Below are 25561 nucleotides of genomic sequence, written 5' to 3'. Positions count from 1 at the left end.
GGGCGTGCGTCGTACTCCAGCTCGGGCAGACGCGTGATCCGTAAGGCCGCGCTGCTCGCCGTACTCTCAGCCGCGCTGTTCGCCCCCTCGGTGGCGACGGCGCCGAGCGAGGCTGCCGCGATCACCAGCAGGCAGGGGGTCAGCCTGACCCTGGCCACCATCACGCCCGACTACGCCACCGAGCGCGGGACCGAGATCAAGATCACCGGCACGGTGCACAACGCGGGCAGCGCCGCACTGCCCGGCCTGCGGGTCAGGGTCCGCTACTCCGCCCAGCGCTTCCCGGACCGGGCCGCCATGAGCGCCTTCCAGGCCGACCAGACCACGCTCACCCAGCCGCCGCGGGTCTCGACGCAGTCCAGCATGGTCCTGCCCGAGCTCGCCGCCAACGCCTCCCAGCAGTTCGAGCTCACCATGACGCCCGCGCAGTTCGAGCTCACCGCCTTCGGCGCCTATCCGCTGGCCGTCGAGGTGGTGCAGTGGGACGCGGTCCAGCTCGCCTCGCAGCGGACCTTCCTCACCTACGCCCCTCCGACCCCGCAGCCGCCCGTCCGCAACCGGCTCGCCTTCGTGCTGCCCGTCATCGACCAGCCGCACCGCGCCGACGAGGGCACTTTCGTCGACGACAAGCTCAGCGCCGCCATGACCGGCAGGGGCCGCCTGGCCGACCTGGCGCGCATCGCCGAGGTCGCGCCGGCGAGCGTCACCTGGGTCGTCGACCCCGCGCTCTTCGACGACGCCGACGCGATGGCCAAGGAGCACACGGTCAGCACGAAGGGCGCCAGGCAGAAGCGTCCCGCCGACAACGCCGCCTCGCAGTGGCTGACCTCGATGCGCGCCTCGCTGGCCGACAACTCCGTGGTGGCCACGCCGTACGCCGACCCCGACGTGACCGCGCTCGCCCACCAGGGCCTGGACGACCAGCCGGGACGGGCGCTGGAGCTGGGCGGCCAGAAGGCCAGGCAGCTGGTCAAACCCGAGGCGGCGACCTCCACCTACTGGCCGGCCAACGGCCGGATCGACGCCGACGCGCTGGACCTGCTCGCCGTCGGCGAGCCGAACGTCGCCAGGGTCGGCAAGGTCCTGCTCGACGCCGCCAACCTGCCGCCGCAGGCCCCCGCCACGATCACCCCCGACGCCGCCACCACGATCGACACCGTCATGGGGCCGATCACCGCGCTGACCGCCGACACCGAGCTGAGCCGCACGCTGGAGCCGCCCTCGGGCACCGCCGGCTCGACGCTGCTCAGCAAGCAGCGGTTCATCGCGGAGACCGCCATGATCTCCGCCGAGCCCGGCCAGACCCGGCCCCGATCGCTCGTCGTCGCCCCCTCCCGCCGCTGGAACCCCAGCCCCACGCTGGTGTCGACCCTGCTCAAGACGGCCGGCAAGCTGCCCTGGCTGACGCTGACCCGGCTCGATTCGATCAAGCCCGGCGCGACCCAGGTGCCCCGGGCCGGGCTCACCTACACCGCCCAGGACCGCAAGCAGGAGCTCGGCGCCAAATACCTCGCCCGCGTCAAGGAGACCGCCGCCAAGGCGCGGCTCACCGGGCTGGTCACGGGCCGGCCCCAGCCGGAGTTCGACGCGGCGGTGCTCCGGCTCAGCTCCTCCGCCTGGCGCGGCGGGCAGCGGACCGGGCGGGCCCTCACCAAGCTGGTGGACGACGCGGTCACGGCCAGGATCAACAAGGTCTCGATCACGGGCGTCGGCCCGGACCGCCCGCGCACACTCGCCGGCCGCGACGGTGTGGTGCCCATCAGCGTGAAGAACTCGCTGCCCGACCCGATCTCGCTGTACATCGAGGTCAAGTCCAACAACCGCGAGCTGCTGCAGGTCACCTACAAGCAGACCGAGCCGCTGCCGATCGGCCCCGGCCAGAGCGGCACGGTGCAGGTGCCGATGACCGCCACCCCCGCCAGCGGCGACGCCACCGTGACCGTCCAGCTCATGACCGCCGACAAGACCCCCTACGGCAGCCCCGTCAAACTCATCGTGCGCACCACCGGCTACACCGGGATCGCGCTGGTCATCGTGGGGGCGGCGCTGACGGTCATGCTCGCGGCGGTGGTCACGCGGGTGCTCAGACGCAGATCGCAACGGCGGACGGCGCGAGCTGCCAGGGCACGGGAAAGTGAGACCGTATGAGCCGCATGCTGCGGGCCAGCGCCATCATGGCGGCGGGCACGATGGTGTCCCGGATCACCGGGTTCGTACGGACCATGGTGCTCGCCACCGCCATCGGCACCGCGGCCATGGGCGACGCCTACAACGCCGCCTACGCCATCCCCTACAGCATCCTGGACCTGCTGCTGCTCGGCGTGCTGAGCAGCGTCGTGGTGCCGATGATCGTCCGCGCCCAGCAGCACGACCCCGACGGCGGGCGGGCCTACGAGCAGCGGCTGCTCACCCTCGCCACGGCCGTGCTGATCATCGTCGCCGGGATGGCCGTGCTCGCCGCCCCGACGCTGATCGACCTCTACACCGACTGGGACCGGGGCACCCGGCAGTTCGAGGTGGCGGTGCGGCTGGCCCAGTTCATCCTGCCGCAGCTGGCCTTCTTCGGAGTCGGCGCGGTGGCCGGCGCGATCCTCAACACCCGTGACCGCTTCGGCGCCCCGATGTGGGCGCCGGTGGCCAACAACCTGGTCGTCATCGGCGTCCTGGTGGCCTACCACCTGATCGTCACCGACGGCGACGACGTCAACACCATCACCAACGGCGAGCTCGCCCTGCTCGGGCTCGGCACCACGGCCGGCATCATCGTCCAGGCGACCGTGCTGGTGCTGGCGCTCCGGCGGGTCGGGTTCCGGTTCATCGCCCGTTTCGACCTGCGCAACGCCCGGCTGGGCGAGATGGCCAAGGCCGGCGTCTGGACCATCGGCTACGCGGTCGTCACCCAGCTCGGGTTCATGCTCACCACCAACCTGTCCAGCTCGGCGGGCAACGAGGTGCTCGGCCACGGCATCACTCCGTACACCCTGGCGTTCCAGCTTTTCCAGCTTCCGTACGGCGTCATCGGCGTCTCGGTGATCACCGCCATGCTGCCGAGGATGAGCCGGGCGGTGGCCGACGGGCGGTTCGGTGACGTACGGAGTGAGTTCAGGTCGAGCGTGCTGCTCATCAGCGCGGTGATGGTGCCGGTGTCGCTGCTGCTCATGGTGCTCGGCCCGGCGATCACGGTGCCGATCTACGCCCATGGCGCCACCTCGGTCGCCGACGCCGTCTACATCGGCAATGTGCTGCAGGTGTACGGGCTGGCGCTGGTGCCGTTCGCCTTCTTCCAGCTGCTGCTGCGAGTTTTTTACAGCTTCGGCGACACCCGTACTCCAGTGTTCGTGGGCGGTGCCGCCACCGCGCTCAACGCGCTGCTGATGGTGTTGTTCTTCAACCTGCTGCCCGCCCGGTACGCCGTGATGGGGCTGGCGTTCGCCTATGCCGTCGCCTACACGCTGGGGGCCGCCGGGGCCTGGATGCTGGCCAGCCGCCGCGTCAACGGCCTGGGCGGATGGCAGATCGGTGTGGCCCTGACCAGGATGTATCTGGCCGCCCTGCCCACAGCGGTGCTGGCACTGGTGGCGGTCTGGGCGGTTCAGGAGGCTTTCGGTGGACTCGCGTTCCTCAACTCGCTGATCATCTTGTCCGCGGGCGGTGGACTGGGCCTGCTGCTCTACCTGTGGGTCGGCCACAGGGCGCGCATCCCCGAGGTCAACTCGGTCGTTGGGATGGTCGCCGGGCGGGTACGCCGGTAAAGAGCACGGGCCGCATCGGCGAGGGGCACTAGCATGGTGACCGACACGCGCGAATGGAAGCAGGAGGGGCGTGGGCGGATCCACCCGGCATAGCAGGCCTTCGTGGGACAGCACCACGCGGGTCAGTCGAGTCATGCGCACGACTGATCAGCCGAGCGGAGCGAGCAAGTGAGCACATCGGCGGTCGAACCCGGCACTCGCCTAGCCGACCGTTTCCGCCTGGAGGACCGGGTCAGCGAGTCCGACGGCGCCACCCACTGGAAGGCCATCGACGAGATCCTGGCCCGCCCTGTCGGCGTGCTGACCTTCGCCCCCGACTTCCCCCGCGTCCAGGAGGTCGTCACCGCCGCCCGGGCCGCGAGCAGGCTCACCGACCCGCGCCTGACCCAGGTGTTCGACGCCGCCCAGGACGACGGGCGCTCGTACGTGGTCAGCGAGTGGGTGACCGGTGACACGCTCGTCGACCTGCTCGCCGCCGGCCCGCTGGAGCCGGAGCGGGCGGCCGGACTGGTCGCCGAGGCGGCCGAGGCGCTGGCCCACGCCCACGAGGCGGGCCTGCACCACCTGTGCCTGCGCCCCGAGCACCTGGTGTGGACGACCGGCAACACGGTCAAGGTGCTGGGTGTGGCGGTCGACGCCGCCCTGTCCGGCCTGACCACCGACCAGCCCGCGCTCGACGACGCCGAAGGGCTCGGCCGGCTCCTCTACGCGGGGCTGACCGGCCACTGGCCCGGCGACGAGGAGGAGGGCGGGCTGCCCGCCGCCCCCATGATCGACGGCCACTTCTGCACACCCCGCCAGGTGACCGCCGGTGTCCCGAGCTACCTCGACACCGTCACGCTGCGGGCCTGCCTGCCGGAGACGCGTAAGGGCCACGGCGCGCTGACCAGCCCCGCCGAGATCGCCGAGGCGCTGGCGGGCGTGGCCAGGCCGATGCCGATCCCGATGCCGTACCATCCGCCCTCGGTCACCTCGGCCTCACGCTCCGAAGGGATCGACACTCCCCGGCCCACGACCATCCAGCAGCGCCCCCAGGTGGTGCACCGTCCCATGCCGCCCGGCTCGAACGGCGGCGGCGGTGGCGGCGCGCTCAACCGGGTGCTGATGACCATCGTCGTGCTGCTGGTGATCGTGGCGGTCGGCGTCGGCGCCTGGACGATCGGCCGCAGCCTCGGCAATCCGGGCACCCGCGAGGCCGATCCCACGCCCGACGCCAGCAGCGAGGCTCCGCAGCAGGCCCAGGTGGTCAAGCCGGACAAGGCGAGCGGCTTCGACCCGCTCGGCGACAAGGAGGAGAAGGCCGAGCTCGCGGCGCTGACCATCGACGGCAAGCCCAGCACATTCTGGAAGACCGACAACTACAACAACGCCGAGCTGGGCAATCTCAAGGACGGTGTGGGCCTGCTCCTCGACATGGGCAAGTCCATGCAGATCAGTGATGTGGTCGCTACTCTTGCCGATGCGTCCGGTGCCAGTGTCGAGCTCAAGGTCGGCGACAGTGCCGACCTGTCGTCGTTGAAGACCGTCGCCAAGGAGAAGGACGCGTCAGGAAAGATCACCTTCAAGCCTGATCAGGCGGCAAGTGGCCAGTACGTTTTGATCTGGTTTACCCGTCTCCCGGCAGACGCGGGCAAGTTTCATGGCACCATCTATGAAGTAGTGGTGCACTCTCCAGGATCGGCGTAACCAGGAATCCCTCTTGTGAACTCCCCACCCGACACACCCTCAGCGGAACGCCCGGCGGTCAGCGACGCCGAGCTGCTGGCCGCGCACATCAACGGGGATCCACACGCCTTCAGCGAGATCGTCAAGAGACACCGTGACCGGATGTGGGCCGTCGCCCTGCGCACGCTGGGCGACCCCGACGAGGCCGCCGACGCCGTCCAGGACGCCTTCGTCTCCGCCTACCGCAAGGCCGGCACCTTCCGCGGCGAGGCCGCCGTCACCACCTGGCTGCACCGCATCGTCGTCAACGCGTGCCTCGACCGGATGCGCCGCAAGTCCGTGCGCCCGGTGGCCGACGACGAGCTCATCGAGGCCGCCGAGCGGGACACGCCGCTGCCGGACCAGACCATCGAACGCGAGACCTCGATGGAGGTCTCGGCCGCGCTGAAACTGCTGCCCACCGACCAGCGAGCCGCCCTCGTGCTCGTCGACATGATGGGGTATTCCGTCGAAGACGCAGCTCAGGTGCTTGATGTGCCCAGTGGCACCGTGAAGAGCAGGTGTGCGCGGGGACGCGCGAAACTTGCCCCAATTCTTTCGCATCTGCGGAACCGATCGGACCTGGGTCGCGTCTCATCCGCGAAGGGAGACAGAACTTCGTGACGGGTGATACGCACTACGATCTGGACATCCTGGCCGAGCTGGCCGAGGGTCTCCTAGACGTCAGCACGGCCCGCCAGGTGCGCGAGCATCTCGCGATCTGCGCCCCCTGCGGGGAGCGCCTGGCAGACCTTGCGGCGGTTCGAGAGGTGCTCGCGGCGACCCCCACACCGGCCATGCCGATGGGAGTCGCACTGCGCATCGACCAGGCGCTGGCCGCCGAGGCGGAGTCTCGGCGGGGAGGAGTGGGTCTCGCTGACGCGCCCGACTGGGACGAGCTCATGCGCGACTCCCCATGGGAGCGGCCACAGCCACCGGTCGAGGCGCCCGAGCCGGTCCGCCTTGGCGTGGTGGCGACCGACGGCAGCATCGTCCCCGCCAAGCGGCGGAGCTCACGGCGCACGCGGTGGGCGGTGCCCGCGGTGGCGGCCGCCGCGGCCGCTGCCGTGGTCGGCACGGCGGTGCTCTCCACCGGCCTGCTGGCCGCGGGCGGTGGTGGTGGCACCACGGTGAGCCCGCCTGTCGCGGTGAGCGAAGTGCCGTCCAAGGAGGAGACCAAGGCGCGCCCCTATGCGCTGACCGACAGTGGTTACAACTACAGCGACCAGGCGCTGGACAAGCCGCTGGGGACCTTCCTCGGCGTCGCCCCCATCGTGGGTGGCGGTCCCTCCGAGGGCGACAAGGTCGGCAGCTGTGTGACCAAGGTCTCCAACCGCACCAAGCTCGACGTCTTCGCGGTCGACCAGGGCCAGTACAACGGCCAGGAGGCCATCATCATGGCGTCCTGGAAGAGCAAGGCCGCCAAGCGGCTGCGGATCGACGTCGTTGACCCGTTCAGCTGCAAGAACCTCCGTAAGCCCAGTCTGGGCCGCTGGTAGCCGTACATCGCACGTCAGAGCCCGCTTCGGCGGGCTCTTTCGCGTTGCGGGCAGTGTTGCGGACAGGGGCGGGAATCACGGCGGCCTAGGATCTGTTGACGCCACTGGCAAAACAGCAGACGAGGAGCGTGGGAGCGTTGAGCGACGTCCGTAACGTGATCATTATTGGGTCGGGCCCAGCCGGTTACACTGCGGCCGTCTACTCCGCGCGTGCTGAGCTGGCGCCTCTGGTCTTCGAGGGATCCGTGACCGCGGGCGGCGCCCTGATGAACACCACCGACGTGGAGAACTTCCCGGGATTCCCGGACGGGATCATGGGCCCGGACCTGATGGACAATCTCCGCAAGCAGGCTGAGCGGTTCGGCGCCGAGCTGGTCGCGGACGACGTCGTCGAGGTCGATCTCAACGCCAACCCCAAGGTCATCAAGACCCACGAGAAGACCTACTACGCCAAGTCGGTCATCCTGGCCATGGGCTCCGGTTATCGCGAGCTCGGGCTGCCCAGCGAGAAGCGGCTGTCCGGCCGTGGCGTGTCCTGGTGTGCCACCTGTGACGGCTTCTTCTTCCGCAACAAGGACATCGTGGTCGTGGGCGGTGGCGACACCGCCATGGAGGAGGCCACGTTCCTGACCCGGTTCGGCCGCATGGTGACCGTCGTGCACCGCCGCGACGAGCTGCGCGCCAGCAAGATCATGCAGGATCGGGCGTTCAACAACGACAAGATCCGGTTCATGTGGGACAGCGAGGTCGTCGACGTGCTGGGCGAGAGCCGCGTCGAGGCCGTCAAGGTGCGCAACGTCAAGACCGGTGAGGAGTGCGAGCTCGCCACCGACGCGTTGTTCCTGGCGATCGGCCACGATCCCCGCACCGAGCTGGTCAAGGGCCAGATCGATCTCGATGACGAGGGGTACGTCAAGGTCGACGCCCCCACCACGGCGACCAACATCGACGGTGTGTTCGCCGCCGGCGACGTCGTCGACCACACCTACCGTCAGGCGATCACCGCGGCCGGCACCGGCTGCGCCGCGTCACTCGACTCAGAGCGCTGGCTGGCCAGCAACGACAAGTAAGGAGTTCAACCGTGAAGGCAGTAACGGACGCCACGTTCGAAGCCGAGGTCCTCAAGAGCGACAAGCCCGTGCTGGTGGACTTCTGGGCCGAATGGTGCGGCCCGTGCCGTCAGGTCTCTCCCATCCTGCAGGAGATCGCCAACGAGCACGGTGACAAGCTGGAGATCGTCAAGCTCAACATCGACGAGAACCCGAACGTTCCGCGCGACGCGGGTGTACTCCAGATCCCGACGATGAACGTCTACAAGGGTGGAGAGCTCGTCAAGCAGATCATCGGCGCCAAGCCGAAGGCCATGCTGCTGCGCGAGCTTGAGGGCATCATCTAGAACGCCCCCGTGCCCCCTGCGTCTCGGCGCAGGGGGCTTTCGCGGCTCTGTACGGGTTCGTACGGGCTTGGGATGGCTATACCGGTCGCAGGGCACGCTCTGGGCTCATCGACCCCAGGAGACGCTCCAGGGCGACCTCCACGTCCTCGCGCCAGGAGACGGCGGTCTTGAGCTCCAGTCGGAGCCGAGGAAAACGCAAATGTGGACGTACAGTCTTAAAGCCCACGGATAGTAGATATTCAGCAGGAACCACGCAGCTGGGCTCTTCCCATTTGAGGTCGCCGAATGCCTCGATGGCCTTCACCCCGCGGCGCGTCAGGTCCTTGGCCATGCCCTGAATGAGCATCCGGCCCAGTCCGCCGCCGGAGAACTCCGGAATGATGTGCGCCGTCATCAGCAGCACGGCGTCGGCGCTGACCGGCGAGGTGGGAAAGGCGACCGAGCGCGGGCTGTAAAGCGGCGGGCTGTAGAGCGCGAACCCGGCGGGCACGCCGTCGACGTAAAGGATCTTGCCACAGCTCCCCCATTCGAGCAGCGTGCCGGAGATCCAGGCCTCCTTCTCCAGGCTCGGATCCCCCGCCTCCACCGATCGCTCTCCGCTGACAGGGTCGAGCTCCCAGAAAACACACTGCCTGCAGCGGCGAGGAAGATCTTCTACGTTGTCCAGGGTTATGTTGACCAGCCGACGCGACAACTACGGCCCCTATCGTTGACCCGGAAAATCCCGCGAAAAACGCGTCCCCACCTGGCATCGTAGCCCAGTGATGGCGCCGCCAGCGGATACCACGACGGCCGAGGCCCGTCACGGGCGACATGTCCGACTAGCGTAATCTGGTATCTCGGATCGATATTCACCTAGGAGGTGGGCCGTGACAGCAGAGCAGAATCACGGTCAAACGCCCGCGACCCAAGGGTCGCGCATCGACGCCTACGTCGATCGGTACGCCGCACGAGCTACCGGGATGGTCGCTTCCGAGATTCGAGCTCTTTTCGCCGTCGCGTCGAGGCCCGAGGTGGTCTCGCTCGCGGGCGGCATGCCGTACGTCAACGCCCTTCCCCTGGACCTGGTCGGCCAGCTGGTCTCCGACCTGGTGACCAGGCGCGGTCCTGTCGCGTTGCAGTACGGCTCCGGCCAGGGCGACCCGCACCTGCGCGAGCAGATCTGCGACGTCATGCGCCTGGAGGGCATCCACGCCGGGGCTGACGACGTGGTCGTCACCGTGGGCTCCCAGCAGGCGCTCGACCTGATCACCCGCATCTTCATCGACCCGGGTGACGTGGTCCTCGCGGAGGGCCCTTCCTACGTGGGCGCCCTCGGCACATTCGCCGCATACCAGGCCAAAGTGGTGCATGTCGCCATGGACGATCAGGGCATCGTGCCCGAGTCCCTGGCCCAGACGATCTACGCCCTGGAGACCGCGGGCGCTCCCATCAAGTTCCTGTACACGATCCCCACCTTCCAGAACCCCGGCGGCGTCACCCTCAACGTGGCCCGGCGGCAGCAGGTGCTCGACATCTGCCAGCGCGCCGGCGTCCTCATCGTCGAGGACAACCCGTACGGACTGCTCGGTTTCGACGCCGAGCCCATGCGCGCCCTGCGCGCCGACAACGCCGACGGCGTCGTCTACCTGGGATCGTTCTCCAAGACGCTGGCCCCCGGCTTCCGGGTCGGCTGGGCGCTGGCCCCGCACGCCATCCGCGACAAGCTCGTCCTCGCCATGGAATCGGCCGTGCTGTCGCACTCCACCTTCACCCAGCTCGCTGTCGGCGAATATCTGGCCTCCCAACCATGGCAGGAGCAGATCAAGACGTTCAAGGAGCTCTATCGTGAACGCCGCGACGCCATGCTGGGCGCCCTTGAAGCGCTGATGCCGCCCGAAGTCACCTGGACGCGACCGGGCGGCGGTTTTTTCGTGTGGGCGCAACTGCCCGAAGGCCTCGACTCCAAGGCCATCCTGCCCAGGGCCGTGGCCGAGCGAGTCGCCTTCGTCCCCGGCACCGGGTTCTACTCCGACGGCAGCGGGGCGCGGCACATGCGGCTGTCGTTCTGCTATCCCGAGCCGGACCGCATCCGCGAAGGGGTCCGCCGTCTGGCCGGCGTCATCGAGCAGGAGATCCAGCTACGGGACACCTTCGGCACCGGCTCCACCCGCGGGCACGCCGGCGTCGACACCCCGGGACCGGACCTGGCCTGATTCCTGACACGAGTACGGCCGGCGTCACGGACGGCGCCGGCCGTTCTTCATGTCACGGCTTCACGTCACAGCTTCACGTCACGGCGAGAGTGCCCACCCCGTTGCCGCGAGCCATCCGCCCCGGCGCCGGTGGGCTCAGCCCGCCAGACGCCCGGTACGGTGGGGACCGCGTACGCGCCATCCGCCCGTCTACGGCCGGCACCGTTGGGGCCTCCCGCCGTAGACGCCCGATACGGTGGGACAGCGTACGCTCAGCTCGCCCCAGATGCCCGGTACGGTGGGACAGCGTGCGATCAGCGGAGGAGAAGTGATGAGCGATCTGGGCCACGTGCTCGTGCTGGCAGGAGGCCTCTCCTACGAGCGGGAGGTGTCCCTGCGCTCCGGTCGCCGGGTGAGCGAGGTGCTGCGGGCGGCGGGCGTCGACGTCGAGGCCCGCGACACCGACGCGTCCCTCGTGCCGTCCATCCTCGCCGACCGGCCGGACGCGGTCTTCGTCACGCTCCACGGCGGCGCGGGCGAGGACGGCGCGATCCGCTCGGTCCTGGAGCTGCTCAACGTCGCTTACGTGGGTGCCGACCCCGACGCGTGCCGCGTCGCCTTCGACAAGCCCACCGCCAAGGCCGTCGTACGCTCGGTCGGCCTGCGCACCCCCGAGTCCGTCACGCTGCCCAAGGAAACCTTCCACGACCTCGGCGCCACTGCCGTTCTCGGCCGCATCGTGGAGCACCTCGGCCTGCCCTTGTTCGTCAAGCCCGCCCGCGGCGGCTCCGCCCTGGGCGCCTCCATGGTCCGCACCGCGGAGGAGCTTCCGGCCGCCATGGTCGGCTGCTTCGCCTATGGCGACACGGCCCTCATCGAGCGCTACATCGAGGGCATCGAGGTGGCCGTCTCGGTCGTCGACCTCGGCGACGGCCCCATCGCCCTGCCCGCCGTGGAGATCGTCCCCGACGAAGGGGTGTACGACTACGCCGCCCGCTACACGGCCGGCCACACCGAGTTCTTCGCCCCCGCCCGCCTCTCGGCCACGGCCGCCGCCGCGTGCGCCGAAGCCGCCGTGACCGCCCACACCGCTCTCGGGCTGCGTGACATCTCCCGCACCGACCTCATCGTGGACGCCTCGGACCGGCCGTACTTCCTCGAAGTGAACGTCGCTCCGGGGATGACGGAGACGTCGCTGCTGCCGATGGCGGCGGAGGCCGCGGGGCAGGACCTCGGCGACCTGTGCCGCACCCTCCTCCAGAACGCCGCCGCCCGCCCTCGCTCATAACCTCTGTCACGGCTGCCCGCCCAGACCTACGCGCCCGGACCTCCGCGAGCGGCGGCCGTCACGACACCCTTGGCTGAGACGGGTCGCGTGGTGATCGACAAGGCAGACTGCGCGAAGGCTAGCCTTGGCCGGGTGATGACCTCCCCGAAGAGCTTCGCCAGCGACAATCACGCGGGCGTGCATCCGACCATCTTCGAAGCCATGGCGGCAGCCAACCACGGCGACGCCCCTGCCTACGGCGACGACACCTGGACGTCCGCCTTCGAGCGCCAGATCAAGGACGTGTTCGGCCCCCAGGCCGAAGGATTCGCCGTACTCAACGGCGCAGGTGCCAACATGGTCGGCCTGCCACTGATGCTCGGCCGCTACGACGCCATCCTCTGCGCCGACACCGCCCACATCGCCACGCACGAGACAGGCGCGGCGGAGCGCCTGCTCGGCGTGAAGCTCATCACCGTACCCACCCCAGACGGCAAGCTCCGCCCAGCAGATATCGCCGGCCACGTACACAAGCTGGGCCTTCACCATGAGCCGCAGCCCCGTGCGGTCTCCATCTCCCAGGTGACCGAACTGGGAACCTGCTACACCCCCGCCGAGATCGCCGAGCTGGCCGAAGCGGCTCACAGCGCAGGCATGCGCCTCCATCTGGACGGCGCCAGGCTCGCCAACGCGGCGGCCCACCTGAACTGCGGCCTGGACGCCATCACCACAGCGGCCGGCGTGGACGTCTTCAGCTTCGGCGGCACCAAGAACGGCGCCCTGGCCGCCGAAGCCGTGGTGGTCCTGGACCCGACCCTCACTCAGGCCGTTCCTTACCTCCGTCGCCAGTCCCTCCAACTGGCCTCCAAGATGCGCTTCATCTCAGCCCAGCTCTCAGCTCTCCTGACGGACGACCTGTGGCACCAGAACGCCGCCCACGCCAACGCCATGGCCACCCGCCTGGCGAACGGTCTGGCCAACGCCCCCGGCATCTCTCTCGCCTACCCGGTCCAATCCAACGCCGTGTTCGCCACCGTGCCCGCACAGGTGGCGGCGACCTTGCAGAGCCGGTACCTCTTCCACCATTGGGACGAAGCCGCCGGCATAGTCCGCTGGATGACCGCCTTCAACACCACCCCAGACCAGGTAGACGACTTCCTCAACGCCATCCACAAAGCCACCACCCCCTAGCTGCTAACCGCCCCCATGTTCCACGTGAAACCTCCCCTCACACCGGCTAGCAACCTCCCCCGGTACGGGCCTCGCTTCCTCCTTGAGTGGCACGGCGGGGACGTCTGATCGCGTGCACCAAGATCCAACGGGGACACCCGGTGCATGTCCCTCTCGCTCCCCATCCCATCGAGCGTTCAGCCCTCCATAGCTTCGACACCCAAAACCCCTGGCCCGGTTTCACGTGAAACCAAAGCTCTGAGCACCCACGCCGACTCATTAACCACGCGCTTATCGTCGTGAGCGGGGTGTCAGCGGATACGCCGCAGCAGCCTCGCAAGCCGAGTCGAGAGTCGTCGTTGTAGGACTTGGAAGCCGATGAAGCCCCATCGCACCATGGGGCCATGGGGCCGTCGCGCCGTCGTAGCCATGGGGCCATGGGGCGATGGCGTAGGCATCCCACGGACATTCGGACGACATCATCGGCGCAGCACTGCGTCACAGACGCAATCTCCACCCGCACAGCTCTGATGGCAGCTCCGCGCCCGGCCAGTCGCAATACAGGAACTCCTCGCTGCAGCCTCGGAGCCAATGGCGGCCCCTCCGAGACATCGACCGCCCGAGCCATGAGTCAGGGCACATCCGCGCACACCTCTCTACAGCCGGCCACGCCACGGCGTAGCTCCTGAACCGGAGGAGCCAGCGTAAACAAGTAGCAACGCAGCACCACCCCAACGCCTATCCGGGTCAACGCGAAGCATTTGGCCGTGCCCCGCACCGCCGCGGACGCCGCGCCATCACGGACGCCGGCACCATCGCGAAAGGCTGTCAGAGTCACGGGCGCGGCGGCTATGGGCGCGGCGCTTACGGGTCCGGCCGCAGACCAAGCCACTGCCCGTCGACACGATCGCCACGGGCGCAGTCGTCAACGGTCATCGCCTACACCCACGCCACAGACATTGAGGTATCTCTGAAAATCGTCAGCTCACGAGCATCCCCCTTGCCCGCGCGTCTGCGGCGCTCCCCATAACAAGCTCGTAGCACCTACCGCTGGCTGAGGTCATGACGTTCAAGCGGGGCCTCACGGTTCGATACCACCTCCTCCTCCAGGACCCCCGTCGAAGATCCCACGCGGCTGGCGTTATTTGAGCACGACCGCAGCCAGATTCACCTCCCGGAAGTACGCCCCGGCAACCGGCTTCGGACCGACCTCATTCGTCGAACCGTCACGTAAACCATCGCGTCTCGTCAACAACGGCACCCGATCGGGATGAGCGCCCTAACCCCTCGCCCCAATTGCTGCAGTCGAACAGCCGAGCAGTCAGCGATGTTTCACGTGAAACGCGTCCCGGCGTCCCGGCGTCCCGGATTGTCGGGCGTTCGGGTAGTGCTGTGGCTGCCGTTTCATGTTGCTATTTGCTCAGGTTGGCTGGCCGCCCAATTCCTCAGGTTGGCTGGCCTTCCCAGTGGCGTTCGACGTAAGCCGCTTCGCTCATCGGAAGCGTCGCCGGGGCCCGCTGCGCAGCGGGCAGGTTGGCCGTCGGGAAATCGACATCCGGGTGAGCGGTCCTCTCCCTTTCGTCCAGTCTTCCGCCTCAGCAGGCGCCACTATCCCCCACGGCCATGGCAGAGGGGTGTCCGTATGGGCTAACCGGGCGCGAAGCTGCCCTCCGGGCAGTGCAGCCCACGCCAGGCGCGCCATCGTAGACCTAGCACGGTCATATGGACGCGAATGCCACAGGCGCCGTCGTCCAATTGGTCATCACGTACATGCTCACCGCCGCCATGAAGGCATCGTAAAGAGCCTCAGGGGTGTATCGGGGTGACGGGGTGGCTTCTTGTGGTGTTGCTCCGACGTTGTCGAGGTGCCGTTGCTCGCCAGAGGTGGAGTGTGATGGCGACGTGGTGTCGGTGGGCATGGGCCTGGCCTTCAGGTGAGACGGGGCGCCAGGAGACGGATAAGTCAGGGGGAAGGTCCAGGAGGGGCACTAAGCAGGGACGCAGGTATCGGGGCAGCGTGCCGCGGTGGTAGCGGGCAGTGATGTTACTGGCGGTGGTAGCCCGTCCAGCGGTGGTAGCGCAGGCGGTGGTGGTAGCGCGGACGATGTCGGCAGTGGCGGCGCGGGCGAGTGGCAGCGCGGGCGGTCGCAGCGCAGGCGGTCGCGGTGTTGGTGAGGTTGGAGCCAAGAGGGCGATCGTCTGGGCGGTGCAGTCGTGGGTGCTTGGAATTCGTCGGGGTGAAGTTTGCCGGCCGAAGGCGGTGGGTGGCGAAATCTCATGGCCGGCCCGAACTTTAACGGGGGCGTGGGAGGTGGCGGCAGGGGCCACAGGTTGGTGTGTGGGAGCGCAAGAGGGCCGGTTGTCGGGGCGAGTTGGTCTGGGTGGTTTGGCAGCCGTAGAGGCGAAGCACGACGGTCGAAGGTGCGGTGGCGCGGCGGAATCTCATGGCCCAGGTTTGGGGCAGAGGAAATCCCCCGTCCCCGAAGATCGGCTTCGCAGAGAAGTGGGAAGACGGGGGAAGGAGGGGTGGGGAAGCCAGGCCACGGCCAACGAGGCCAGGAAGCGGGAAACGATAGTTCAGAAGACCGAGCGGTGGATGGGCCAGAGGAGGGACGCCGATAGTCGGGTCGGCCGGGATGCAAGAAGTGGTGAGGTAGGGAGGAGGCAACGGGAGGGGAAGGGCATGCCGTTGGCTGCTGGGTGACGTTCAGCCGTTGGCTGCTGGGGTGATGTTCGGGTGTTAGCTGCTGGGGCGATGTTTCACGTGAAACGGGGGTGGTGGTTAGTCTTCGGCTTCTCGCATGATGCCTGTGGCGTTGGGGGCCATGGTGCCGATGATGCGCTCAAGGTCGTCGATCGTGGCGAACTCTACGACGATCCGGCCCTTGCGACGGCCGAGGTCGACCTTGACCTTGGTTTCAAAATGGTCCGAGAGGCGGTCTGCGAGGCTGGTCAGGCCGGGGTCTGCGGGCTTGGCGGGCTGGCGCTCGCGGGAGGGCTTCTGAGGGGCGGCTCCTGCGCTGCCGAGCGCGACGATCTCTTCCACCGCCCGAACCGAGAGGAGCTCAGCAACGATGCGCGTCGCCAGGTGGATCTGCTCCTCGGGGCTGTTAAGGCCGAGGAGGGCGCGGGCGTGGCCGGCGCTGATGGTCTTCGCGGCGACCTTCAGCTGCACCTCGGGCGGGGATTTGAGCAGCCGCAGGGTGTTGGTGATGTGGGTGCGGGAGCGGCCGATCCTCTGGGCGAGCTGGTCGTGGGTGGCTTGGAAGTCATCGAGCAACTGCCGGTAGGCGGCCGCCTCCTCCAGCGGGTTGAGCTCCTCACGCTGAAGGTTTTCGATCAGGGCGTCCCGCAGGAGGTCGGTGTCCTGGGTGTTGCGGACGATCGCCGGCACCGGGTCAAGGCCCACAAGCTTGCACGCGCGCCAGCGGCGCTCCCCCATGATGAGCTCGAATCGGCCACCACCGACTGAGCGCACGACGATCGGCTGCAGAAGCCCGACTTCACGGATGGAGGCCGCCAACTCCTCCAGGCGTTCGCCGTCGAAGATGTCACGCGGCTGGCGCGGGTTGGGCACGATCGCGGCTAGATCTATCTCCCGGAAGTACGCTCCGGCAACCGGCTTCGGACCGGCCTCATTCGTCGAACCGTTCGGGTCAACCGTCCCCGTCCCGTCAACGATGGGACCGGTCGGGATGAGCGCCCCCAGCCCCTTGCCCAATCCCCGCCGCACCTGGCTCACTACGTCTCCTCATCCGCCCGGGCTGATTCCGGTCTATCCAGGGAAGGTTACCGTTGCCAACCCGGCCCGGCGCCTCCGCGCCACACACCGCCCCACCGGATTTACACCACCATGCCCTGAACACCCCCCATTGCCTTCGCTCCCGGCGAAGCAGAGGCGTTTCATCCTCATGGACCGTGTCGACATGATCGATCAGCGCGAGCAGTAGACCTCGGCACAACCTGTCGTGCTCGCTTATCTACACGCGGCACGGACCGGGATGGCCAAACGACCCTGCCAGCCGATGCACAAAGCGGCAGGCAGACCTTCAGCAGGCGCCTTCAGCGAGCGGCGCGGGCTACATGTCAGGCCCAACGTGCGGGCTCACACAACAGGGATCACCGCGGTAGCAGCTCTACCGGACGGAGGCCGTACCCCTCTAAATTGCGCGCCCGGGACTCATAGGTGAGGTCCGCATACCTCGAAGCTGCACGTCTGGGACTCGCAGGTAAGGCTCACACGCCTCGAAGCTGCACGCCCAGAAACTGGCGGTGTGAACCCCGAACGCACCCGTACGGGCACACCGCTAGCACCTGCGGGCCCCGTCCGTGGCGAGGCGTCCCGTCCGCGCGTGCGGGCACACACCCGCAGCACCAAGTGGAGCGAAGGGTTAGACCAGCGCTCGGTGAGCGATTTCGCGGGCTGCGTCCATGTAGGCCATGGCGCCGCTGGAGCCTGGGTCGTAGGTCATGACGGACTGGCCGTAGCTGGGGGCTTCCGAGAGGCGGACGCTACGGGGGATCACCGTTCGGAGGACGGTCTCGCCGAAGTGCGCCCGGACCTCGTCCGCCACCTGTGAGGCGAGTCGGGTGCGGCCGTCGTACATCGTGAGGACGATGGTGGAAAGGCTGAGGGTGGGGTTGAGATGGGCCTTGATGAGGTCGACGTTGCGGAGGAGCTGACCGAGGCCCTCCAGTGCGTAGTACTCGCACTGGATCGGGATCATGACCTCGTCGGCGGCGACCAGGGCGTTGACCGTAAGGAGGCCGAGCGACGGCGGGCAGTCGATGATGATGTAGTCGAAGTCGATGCCCTCGTAGGCAGCCAGGGCGCGGCGGAGGCGGGCCTCTCGGGCGACCAGGGAGACGAGCTCGATCTCGGCGCCGGCCAGGTCGATGGTGGCGGGGGCGCAGTAGAGGTTGGGCATCTCGGGGACCTGCTTGACGATGTCCGCCAAGGGCAGATCGTCGACCAGCACCTGATAGACGTCCGGAATGTCACCCCGGTGCTCGGTCGCCAGGGCCGTGGAGGCGTTGCCCTGCGGGTCGAGATCCACCACGAGGACGCGTTCGCCGTTCATGGAGAGTGCGGCGGCGATGTTGACGGACGTCGTGGTTTTGCCGACGCCGCCCTTCTGGTTCGCCACTGCGATCACTCGGCACTTGGCGGGTTTCGGCCATGAGCCGTCAGCCCTCTCAGGGGCGTCACCCTCCTGAGCCGGCAACTGCGCAGCGGGTGTTTCACGTGAAACCACTGAGTTGAGCGCCTCTCGTACCAACGGCGAATCACCTGGGTTCAGGGGGGTCTGGGTCACGTTGGTAATCCTTTCAACCCGTGGCATTTCAGTGCCGGGAATTTGCTGTCGCGACACGCCCTTTTCGGGCCAGCCAACCCCAGTGGGACTTTCGGACAGACGGCTGTCCGGCCAGCCAAGACCGCAATAAGCGACTGGCACGACCGTCACCTCCTTCGTCGGCGCCTACCTTGCTCTGGCGCGCGACCCGATATCACCCGAACCAATGTTGCAGGCGGCTCGACCTTACCGTGCCCGACGGTTACAAGCTCGGCCGTTCTCGCCCCGCTGGCTCGCAATTGGGGCTCCGCCTCGGCGAGTTCTTCTGCTGCTCGCTCCCCCTTCATCGCGATCAGCTCGCCACCTTCGCGCAGCAGTGGCATGGCCCACTTCAGGAGCCGGTCGAGCGGAGCGACCGCGCGGGCGCTGGCCACATCGAACACGCGCTTGCCCGCGAGCTCCTCCGCGCGTCCGCGCAGCACCTCTACGTTGTCCAGCTTGAGCGCTTCGACGCACTCCTCCAGGAAGACGGTACGGCGAAGCAACGGCTCCAGCAGGGTGACCGTGATGTCCGGCCGGACGATCGCCAGGACGATGCCCGGCAGGCCCGCGCCCGAGCCGATGTCGACCAGGCGCACGTCCTCGGGGATGGCCTCGGCCACGACGGCGCAGTTGAGCAGGTGGCGGTCCCAGATGCGCGGCACCTCGCGGGGGCCCAGCAGTCCGCGCACCACTCCGGGGCCGGCCAGCAGCTCGGCGAACGCCTCTGCCCGGTCCCAGGCCTCGCCGGCGAAGACGTCTCGCGCGATGTCCGGCGGCGGCGGTAGCTCTTCGCTCACTTGCTTGGTGGCCCTTTCTGAGGGGTGAATGTGTGCGCATCATTGGTGATGGTGTCTACCCAAGGCTAAGCGGGCGATCACTGTTGAAGACTAGCGGGCTGCCCTGAACAGAGCCTCCGAGTGCACCGCCCTCGAAACGCCTTTCCGTCATACGGAAATACGGCTGTTGGGATGATCAATGGTTCACGGCGGACGGTGAACCTGGGAACGGTCGAATGCGGTTGTTCAGCCCGGGCGAGTCGGGACGGTTGAGGCACGCCGAACCGCTCCACACCGTACGACTCCGCGCCGTACAGCATTGAAGAGGCAAGCCCCCAGAGGGCGAGCCACCAGAGAGGTGAGGGCGGGCGGCAAGGCCAGGGTAGGCGGAGGGGCGTGGGTTGGCGGGGTGGAGATGAGAACGGCCGTCAGTCGCCTGTGGGGCGGGCTGACGGCCGATGTGGAGCGGGGTGTGGGTCAGGCGGGGAGGACGACCACGTAGCGGTGGGGCTCCTCGCCCTCCGACTCGCTGGTGAGCCCGGCAGCGGCCACCGCGTCGTGCACGATCTTGCGCTCGAAGGGGGTCATCGGCTGGAGGGCCTTGGGCTCGCCCTGGTTCCGGACCTCATCGGCGATCTCGGTGCCGAGCTTGGTGAGCTCCGCGCGGCGGCGCTCGCGGTAGCCGCCGACGTCGAGCATCAGCCGGGACCGCTCCCCCGTCTGCCGGTGCACGGCCAGGCGGGTCAGCTCCTGGAGCGCCTCCAGGACCTCGCCCGCGGGGCCGACCAACTCGTTGCCCTTGAGCCCGACAACGGAGACCAGCGCACGGTCGCCCTCGACGTCCATATCGATGTCGCCGTCGATGTCGGCGATGTCGAGAAGGCCTTCGACGTAGTCCGCCGCGATCTCGCCTTCCTGCTCGAGCACGCTGAGATCAGGAGCCTTCTCCTGCTCGGCCTCGGTCATGGCCGGCCTCTCCTTCGTAATCACGACTTCTTGCTGCCGGTGCGCTTGCTGCGTGGCTGGCGGCTCGGCTGGTTCCTGACGATCTTAGGCTCCGGAGGCGGCGGGGGAGCCTCCTCCACCACCGGATCCGTCTTGCGAATCTTCGCGAGGAGGCCCGGCTTGGGCTTCACCGGGATCACGTTGCCCTTGGCGTCGAACTCCGGCATCGGGTTGCGGCTGTAGAACCAGTGCTGCTGGCCGAGCGTCCACACGTTGGTGGTCACCCAGTACATGATCAGACCGAGCGGGAAGTTCAGGCTGAAGAAGGCGAACAGCGGGGAGATCCACATGAGGATCTTCTGCTGCTGGGCCATCGGGTTGTCCGGCATCTGGGCCATGGACCGCGTGACGCTCTGCCGGACGGTGAGGAACGTGGTCAGCGAGCTGATCGCCACGAAGATGCCGAGGACGACCTTCGTCTGGATGACCGTGGCGTTCAGGGCCAGGATGTCCTCGCTGGACATGAAGAAGTTGGCCGGCAGCGGCGCACCGAAGATGTGCGCGGCCCGGGCGCTGTCGACGAGCTGCTGCGTCATCCCGAACTTCGTCTCGCCGTTGGCCATGGCCTGGAGGACGGTGAACATCGAGATGAAGATGGGGAACTGCGCCACGACAGGGAGACAGCCGCCGAGCGGGTTGGCCCCCGCTCCCTGGTACAGCGCCATGACCTCCTGGTTCATGCGCTGCTTGTCGTTCTTGTGACGCTTGCGGAGCTCAGCCACCTTGGGGGCGAGCTCCTGCATCTTCTTCGACGACCTCATCTGCTTGAGGAAGAGGGGGAAGATGAGGATCCGCATGAGCACGGTCAGCGTGATGATGGTCAGCATCCACGTCAGGCCGCTGTCCGGGTTCAGGAATGTGCTGTAACCCGTATGGATCCAGGTGATGACGAAGGCTACGGCTTCATAGAGCCAGCTCAGCCAGGACAGCTCCACCGAGCTATCTCCCTTGCATTTCGTGGGACCGAACCGGGCGTGGGGGCACCGGGTCTATACCGCCGGGATGGAATGGGTGGCAACGCCCGACTCGCCGGACAGTCAACCATGTGCCGCGCAATGCTCCGTGTACGGAGATCGCCTCAAGTCCATATGCGCTGCACGAGGGGTAGAAACGGCAGCGCGGACCGAGCATCGGGCTGATGAAGGCCCGGTAGAACCGGATAGGGACGATCAGCACCCGAGCGGCAAGGCTCGGAGTCCCTTGCGGCTGCTCCGTCATCTCTGTCCATCCATCGAGGACTCACGCCGCCTGAGCAAACGTTCCAATGCGAGGTCGAGCTCGGCGGCAAGCTGGTCGCATCGCGCAGACGCGGCCGGTGGATTGGCGCGTACCACCAGCAGGCTACCTCTCGGAAGCCGGTCGAGACGGTCCCGCATCAGGTGTCGGAGCCGCCGCTTGACCTTGTTGCGGACCACCGCGCCTCCGACGGCTCGGCTCACCACAAAACCCACCAAAGGCGTACCTTCCCCTGAAATACCGAGATGGACGACCAAAGTGGGACGACCCGCGCGCTTGCCGCGCTTGATCGCGGCCTTGAACTCGTCCCCGCGCCGCATGCGGGAATGACGGGCTAGCACCATAGACGCCTATCGCCCGCCGGTGGAGTGCACCGGCGGGCGGACAATCGGACGACTCGGGGCGATCAGGCCGACAGCTTCTCGCGGCCCTTACGGCGGCGAGCGGCGAGGATGGCGCGACCGGCCCGGGTGCGCATCCGCAGCCGGAAGCCGTGGGTCTTCGCGCGGCGACGGTTGTTCGGCTGGAAAGTACGCTTGCTCACGGCTGGGCTCCAGGCTTGAAGGTGCGCACGAGGCGCTGAACACACATGGCTGGCCTGTCTGAAATGCGAGGGCACGCGAAATAGCCGTCACGTGACAAGCCGACCGTCGTACGTTACGGGTCAAGAGCATCCCAGGTCAAACCGAAAACGGTTATCCACGTATCCACAGGCTACTTGTCCACCGCCCGGCTCATGTCCACAGCATGTGCACCCACGTACCACTAGGCTGTGGACAACGTCTTGAACACAGCTGTGCACATAGCTACTGTCGGCCCTTCCAGACGCGCTGTCAGGCTGTGCACAACTTGTGGATCTCCTGTGGAGACCCTGGGTATTCGACCCGGGCGCGATGCTGTGGACGACGGGGACTGATCACTACGCGGGCGGCCCCCGTATGTGGATAACAATCGCGGGGGGCCGCGAGAGGAAGGAGGGGGAGCCACACCATGAACGGTGTCGACCTCGGCGCGGTATGGAAGAGGGCCCTGACCAACTTCCTCAACGAGAACGTGCCCGCACAGCAGCGCACCTGGCTCTCCATGGTCCGTCCGATCGCCCTGGCGGACGACACGATCGTGCTCGGCGTGCCCAACGACTTCCTCAAGGACCTCATCGAGCGCAAACTCCGGCCGCTCGTGGCCCACGCGCTCTCCCAGGAGCTCGGCCGGGCCATGCGACTGGCCGTGATGATCGACACCACGGCGCCCGAACAGCCGATGCAGTCCATGCAGGAACATCATCCACAGCCTGGGGGCCAAAGTTATCCCCAGAGCCAGGACCAGCAGCCACGTTATACACAGGGCGTCCAACCCCAGCACTACCAGGCCTCAGAGCCCCCGCAGTTCTATTCTCCACAGCCTGACCAGGCACAGTCGTCCACCGACTATCCACAGCCGACGTTCTCTTTTGAACAGGCTCAGCCGTACACACCGCCTGTGGAAAAAGAGCCGGAGCCGACGCCGAACAGGTGGGAAGCCAAGAGCAACAAGCCCAGTGAGCCGGCCCGGCTCAACCAGAAGTACACCTTCGAGACCTTCGTCATCGGCGCCAGCAACCGCTTCGCGCACGCGGCCGCCGTGGCCGTCGCCGAATCCCCCGCGAAGGCGTACAACCCGCTGTTCATCTACGGCGACTCCGGCCTGGGCAAGACCCACCTGCTGCACGCGATCGGGCACTACGCGCAGAGCCTGTACGACGGCGCGCGGGTCAGGTACGTCAGCTCCGAGGAGTTCACCAACGACTTCATCAACAGCATCCGCGACCACAAGGCCGACGGCTTTCGCGGACGCTACCGGGCGATCGACATCCTGCTTGTGGACGACATCCAGTTCCTGGAGGGCAAGGAGCAGACGCAGGAGGAGTTCTTCCACACCTTCAACACGCTGCACAACGCCAACAAGCAGATCGTCATCTCCAGCGACCGGGCTCCCAAGCAGCTGATCACGCTGGAGGACCGGCTGCGCAACCGGTTCGAGTGGGGGCTGATCACCGATGTGCAGCCGCCCGAGCTGGAGACGCGGATCGCCATCCTGAGGAAGAAGGCCATCCAGGAGGGCCTGGCGGCGCCGCCCGAGGTGCTGGAGTACATCGCGAGCCGGATCTCCACCAACATCCGCGAGCTCGAAGGCGCCCTGATCAGGGTCACCGCGTTCGCCAGCCTCAATCGCCAGGGTGTGGATCTCCAACTGGCCGAGGTGGTGCTGAAGGACCTGATCACCTCGGACTCCGGGCCGGAGATAACGATCGCCACGATCATGCACAAGACCGCCGAGTACTTCGGCATCAGCATCGACGACCTGTGCGGCAGCTCGCGCAGCAGGGCCCTGGTGAACGCCAGGCAGATCGCGATGTACCTGGCCCGGGAGCTGACGGAGCTGTCGCTGCCCAAGATCGGCCAGCAGTTCGGCGGCCGCGATCACACCACCGTCATGCACGCCGAGCGCAAGATCCGCTCGCTCATCGCGGAGCGACGGTCGATGTACAACCAGGTCAACGAGCTGACAATGCGGATCAAGCAGACGTCGCGCGGGTCCTAGCCGTCATGCACAGCCTGTGGATAACACTGTGGATCAGGGAAAACGCGCGAACGGCCCGTCCGTACGCCCCGCATTGCCCGAATAAATTCCGCACAGCGCTTGGGGATAACCCTGGGGACATCCTGAGGAGAACCTGGGGACTACCGGTGGACGACTTGGGGACGGCCTGTGCACAGACTTTTGGAGGCCGTTCACCGGGCCGTTTTGTCCGTGGACAACCTGGGGACAGCCAGTGGATGACCGGTGGATGAACACCCCCTGATCTGGGGACGGCCTGTGGGCAACGAAGCTTCGTCCCCAGGCGGCGGGGTTACCCCCAGGCGTCACCCACAGCCGCAGTGGATGAAAACAGGGCTGCTGAGCAGGGAAGACGCGGGTTGTCCACAGTATCCACCGCCCCTAGTGTGATGACTTCACTTATCTCTTAAGAAGAAACTCAAGACCCATAGAGGGGTTCTCCCGGATCGAGGGTGCGGGAGACGCGACACTTGAATCAACGACGATCCAGGAGGCTGATGACCGTGATGTTCCGAATCGAGCGAGACGTCCTCGCTGAGGCGGTGGCATGGACGGCACGCAGTCTGCCCGCACGGCCGTCGGTGCCCGTTCTCGCCGGCATGCGCCTCGAGGTCACCGAGGATCAGCGGCTGAAGCTGTCCGGCTTCGACTACGAGGTCTCCGCCGAGGTGACGCTCGAACTCCACACCGGTGAGCCGGGAGTCGTCCTGGTCTCGGGCAAGCTGCTCGCCGAGATCACCCGCGCGCTTCCCGCACAGCCTGTGGACTTCGTCGTCGAGGGCGCCAAGGCCGTCGTGACGTGCGGCAGCGCCCGCTTCACACTGCTCACCATGCCTGTGGAGGACTACCCCTCGCTCCCGGCCATGCCACCGGCCGCCGGGCGGGTCGGCAGCGACACCTTCGCCTCCGCCGTCAGCCAGGTGGCCGTCGCCGCAGGGCGTGACGACACGCTGCCCATGCTCACCGGCGTGCGGATGGAGATCGAGGGCGACCTGGTGACGCTCGCCGCGACCGACCGCTACCGGCTCGCCGTGCGTGAGCTCAGGTGGCAGCCGGACCAGGCGGACATCTCCGCCATCGCGATGATCCCCGGCAAGACGCTCGCCGACACGGCCAAGGCACTCGGCGGGAGCGGGGCCGAGGTGGAGATCGCGCTCAGCTCGGCCGGCGGCACCGGCGAGGGCATGATCGGCTTCTCCAGCGCGGGGCGCCGGACCACCACGCGCCTGCTGGACCCGGAGTTCCCCAAGTACCGTTCGCTGCTGCCCACCGAGTTCTCCGCCAAGGCGGATCTGTCCACAGCCGCGTTCGTCGAGGCGGTCAAGCGCGTGGCCCTGGTCGCCGAGCGCAACACACCGGTGCGGCTGGCGTTCAAGAGCGGTGAGGTCGTGCTCGAAGCCGGCAGCGGCGACGAGGCGCAGGCCGTCGAGGCGCTGCCCGTGGACTACGAGGGCGACGAGATGAACATCGCCTTCAACCACCAGTTCCTGCTGGAAGGGCTGGGTGCGATCGACTCCGACGTCGCCCGCCTGCAGATGACCACGTCCACCAAGCCCGCCATCCTCACGGGGGGCAAGCCTGTGGACGACCCCGGCGCTCCCGACTACCGTTACCTGATCATGCCCATCCGCCTGTCCGGCTGAGAACG

At 67.5% G+C, this 25561-nt stretch carries 21 protein-coding genes; 12 read left to right on the top strand and 9 right to left on the bottom strand.

Going from position 1 to position 25561, the window contains the following annotated elements; all coding sequences use genetic code 11:
- Positions 1-33 precede the first annotated feature (33 nt).
- The 7 genes from ACIBQX_RS44155 (at position 34) to trxA (ending at position 8351) form a co-directional block, all read left to right on the top strand.
- Entirely contained in the window at positions 34-2148 is a 2115-nt protein-coding gene (locus tag ACIBQX_RS44155) for a DUF6049 family protein (protein WP_397015592.1), read from the top strand.
- Positions 2145-3752, top strand: a complete 1608-nt coding sequence (gene murJ, locus ACIBQX_RS44150) for a murein biosynthesis integral membrane protein MurJ (protein WP_397015590.1) — start codon at positions 2145-2147, stop codon at positions 3750-3752. The genes ACIBQX_RS44155 and murJ overlap by 4 nt, the downstream gene beginning before the upstream one ends.
- A 168-nt stretch (positions 3753-3920) precedes the next feature.
- On the top strand, positions 3921-5438 hold the full coding sequence (locus ACIBQX_RS44145) for a protein kinase family protein (RefSeq protein WP_397015588.1): 1518 nt from the start codon (positions 3921-3923) through the stop codon (positions 5436-5438).
- 15 nt (positions 5439-5453) lie between these two features.
- Positions 5454-6080 (top strand): RNA polymerase sigma factor SigM, encoded by a 627-nt coding sequence (gene sigM / locus ACIBQX_RS44140; RefSeq protein WP_397015586.1) that lies wholly within the window; start codon positions 5454-5456, stop codon positions 6078-6080.
- Positions 6077-6955: a zf-HC2 domain-containing protein gene (locus ACIBQX_RS44135; protein ID WP_397015584.1), complete on the top strand. Its 879-nt coding sequence runs from the start codon at positions 6077-6079 to the stop codon at positions 6953-6955. Before sigM ends, ACIBQX_RS44135 begins: the two co-directional genes overlap by 4 nt.
- Positions 6956-7092: 137 nt before the next feature.
- Entirely contained in the window at positions 7093-8025 is a 933-nt protein-coding gene (gene trxB / locus ACIBQX_RS44130) for a thioredoxin-disulfide reductase (protein ID WP_397015582.1), read from the top strand.
- Between the two features lie 11 nt (positions 8026-8036).
- Positions 8037-8351, top strand: a complete 315-nt coding sequence (trxA, locus tag ACIBQX_RS44125) for a thioredoxin (RefSeq protein ID WP_397015580.1) — start codon at positions 8037-8039, stop codon at positions 8349-8351.
- 76 nt (positions 8352-8427) lie between these two features.
- Here the strand turns inward: trxA and ACIBQX_RS44120 are convergent, their stop codons facing one another.
- Positions 8428-9045, bottom strand: coding sequence for a GNAT family N-acetyltransferase (locus ACIBQX_RS44120; RefSeq protein ID WP_397015578.1), 618 nt, complete (start codon positions 9043-9045; stop codon positions 8428-8430).
- Between the two features lie 268 nt (positions 9046-9313).
- Between ACIBQX_RS44120 and ACIBQX_RS44115 the strand changes: the two genes are divergently transcribed.
- The 3 genes from ACIBQX_RS44115 (at position 9314) to ACIBQX_RS44105 (ending at position 12983) form a co-directional block, all read left to right on the top strand.
- Positions 9314-10546, top strand: coding sequence for a PLP-dependent aminotransferase family protein (locus ACIBQX_RS44115; protein WP_397015576.1), 1233 nt, complete (start codon positions 9314-9316; stop codon positions 10544-10546).
- A 310-nt stretch (positions 10547-10856) separates the two neighbouring features.
- Positions 10857-11813: a D-alanine--D-alanine ligase gene (locus tag ACIBQX_RS44110; protein ID WP_397015574.1), complete on the top strand. Its 957-nt coding sequence runs from the start codon at positions 10857-10859 to the stop codon at positions 11811-11813.
- 135 nt (positions 11814-11948) lie between these two features.
- Positions 11949-12983 (top strand): threonine aldolase family protein, encoded by a 1035-nt coding sequence (locus ACIBQX_RS44105; protein ID WP_397015572.1) that lies wholly within the window; start codon positions 11949-11951, stop codon positions 12981-12983.
- A 2761-nt stretch (positions 12984-15744) separates the two neighbouring features.
- Here ACIBQX_RS44105 and ACIBQX_RS44100 read toward each other — a convergent pair.
- The 8 genes from ACIBQX_RS44100 to rpmH form a co-directional block, all read right to left on the bottom strand.
- Positions 15745-16704 carry a ParB/RepB/Spo0J family partition protein gene (locus tag ACIBQX_RS44100; protein WP_397015570.1) on the bottom strand — a complete coding sequence of 320 codons (960 nt, stop codon included), beginning with the start codon at positions 16702-16704 and terminating at the stop codon, positions 15745-15747.
- Between the two features lie 649 nt (positions 16705-17353).
- A complete protein-coding gene (locus ACIBQX_RS44095) occupies positions 17354-18304 on the bottom strand; it encodes a ParA family protein (RefSeq protein WP_397015970.1) in 951 nt (316 codons plus the stop codon).
- A 119-nt stretch (positions 18305-18423) separates the two neighbouring features.
- Positions 18424-19095 (bottom strand): 16S rRNA (guanine(527)-N(7))-methyltransferase RsmG, encoded by a 672-nt coding sequence (gene rsmG / locus ACIBQX_RS44090; RefSeq protein ID WP_397015568.1) that lies wholly within the window; start codon positions 19093-19095, stop codon positions 18424-18426.
- Positions 19096-19551: 456 nt separating this feature from the next.
- Entirely contained in the window at positions 19552-20040 is a 489-nt protein-coding gene (locus ACIBQX_RS44085; protein ID WP_397015566.1) for a protein jag, read from the bottom strand.
- 20 nt (positions 20041-20060) lie between these two features.
- Complete coding sequence (gene yidC / locus ACIBQX_RS44080; RefSeq protein WP_397015564.1) at positions 20061-21014, bottom strand: membrane protein insertase YidC; 954 nt, start codon at positions 21012-21014, stop codon at positions 20061-20063.
- Positions 21015-21018: 4 nt separating this feature from the next.
- Complete coding sequence (gene yidD / locus ACIBQX_RS44075; RefSeq protein ID WP_397015562.1) at positions 21019-21297, bottom strand: membrane protein insertion efficiency factor YidD; 279 nt, start codon at positions 21295-21297, stop codon at positions 21019-21021.
- On the bottom strand, positions 21294-21659 hold the full coding sequence (gene rnpA, locus ACIBQX_RS44070) for a ribonuclease P protein component (RefSeq protein ID WP_397015560.1): 366 nt from the start codon (positions 21657-21659) through the stop codon (positions 21294-21296). The genes yidD and rnpA overlap by 4 nt, the downstream gene beginning before the upstream one ends.
- A 62-nt stretch (positions 21660-21721) precedes the next feature.
- On the bottom strand, positions 21722-21859 hold the full coding sequence (gene rpmH, locus ACIBQX_RS44065) for a 50S ribosomal protein L34 (RefSeq protein WP_043614899.1): 138 nt from the start codon (positions 21857-21859) through the stop codon (positions 21722-21724).
- A gap of 446 nt (positions 21860-22305) precedes the next feature.
- Here rpmH and dnaA point away from each other — a divergent pair, with 446 nt between their 5' ends.
- A complete protein-coding gene (dnaA, locus tag ACIBQX_RS44060; RefSeq protein WP_397015558.1) occupies positions 22306-23895 on the top strand; it encodes a chromosomal replication initiator protein DnaA in 1590 nt (529 codons plus the stop codon).
- Between the two features lie 521 nt (positions 23896-24416).
- Entirely contained in the window at positions 24417-25556 is a 1140-nt protein-coding gene (gene dnaN, locus ACIBQX_RS44055; protein WP_397015967.1) for a DNA polymerase III subunit beta, read from the top strand.
- The last annotated feature ends 5 nt before the right edge of the window (positions 25557-25561 follow it).

It is taken from the genome of Nonomuraea sp. NPDC049714 (genome assembly GCF_044465295.1).
In the GTDB taxonomy this organism is placed as follows: Bacteria; Actinomycetota; Actinomycetes; order Streptosporangiales; family Streptosporangiaceae; genus Nonomuraea.
This window is presented reverse-complemented; position numbering and strand designations above follow the sequence as displayed.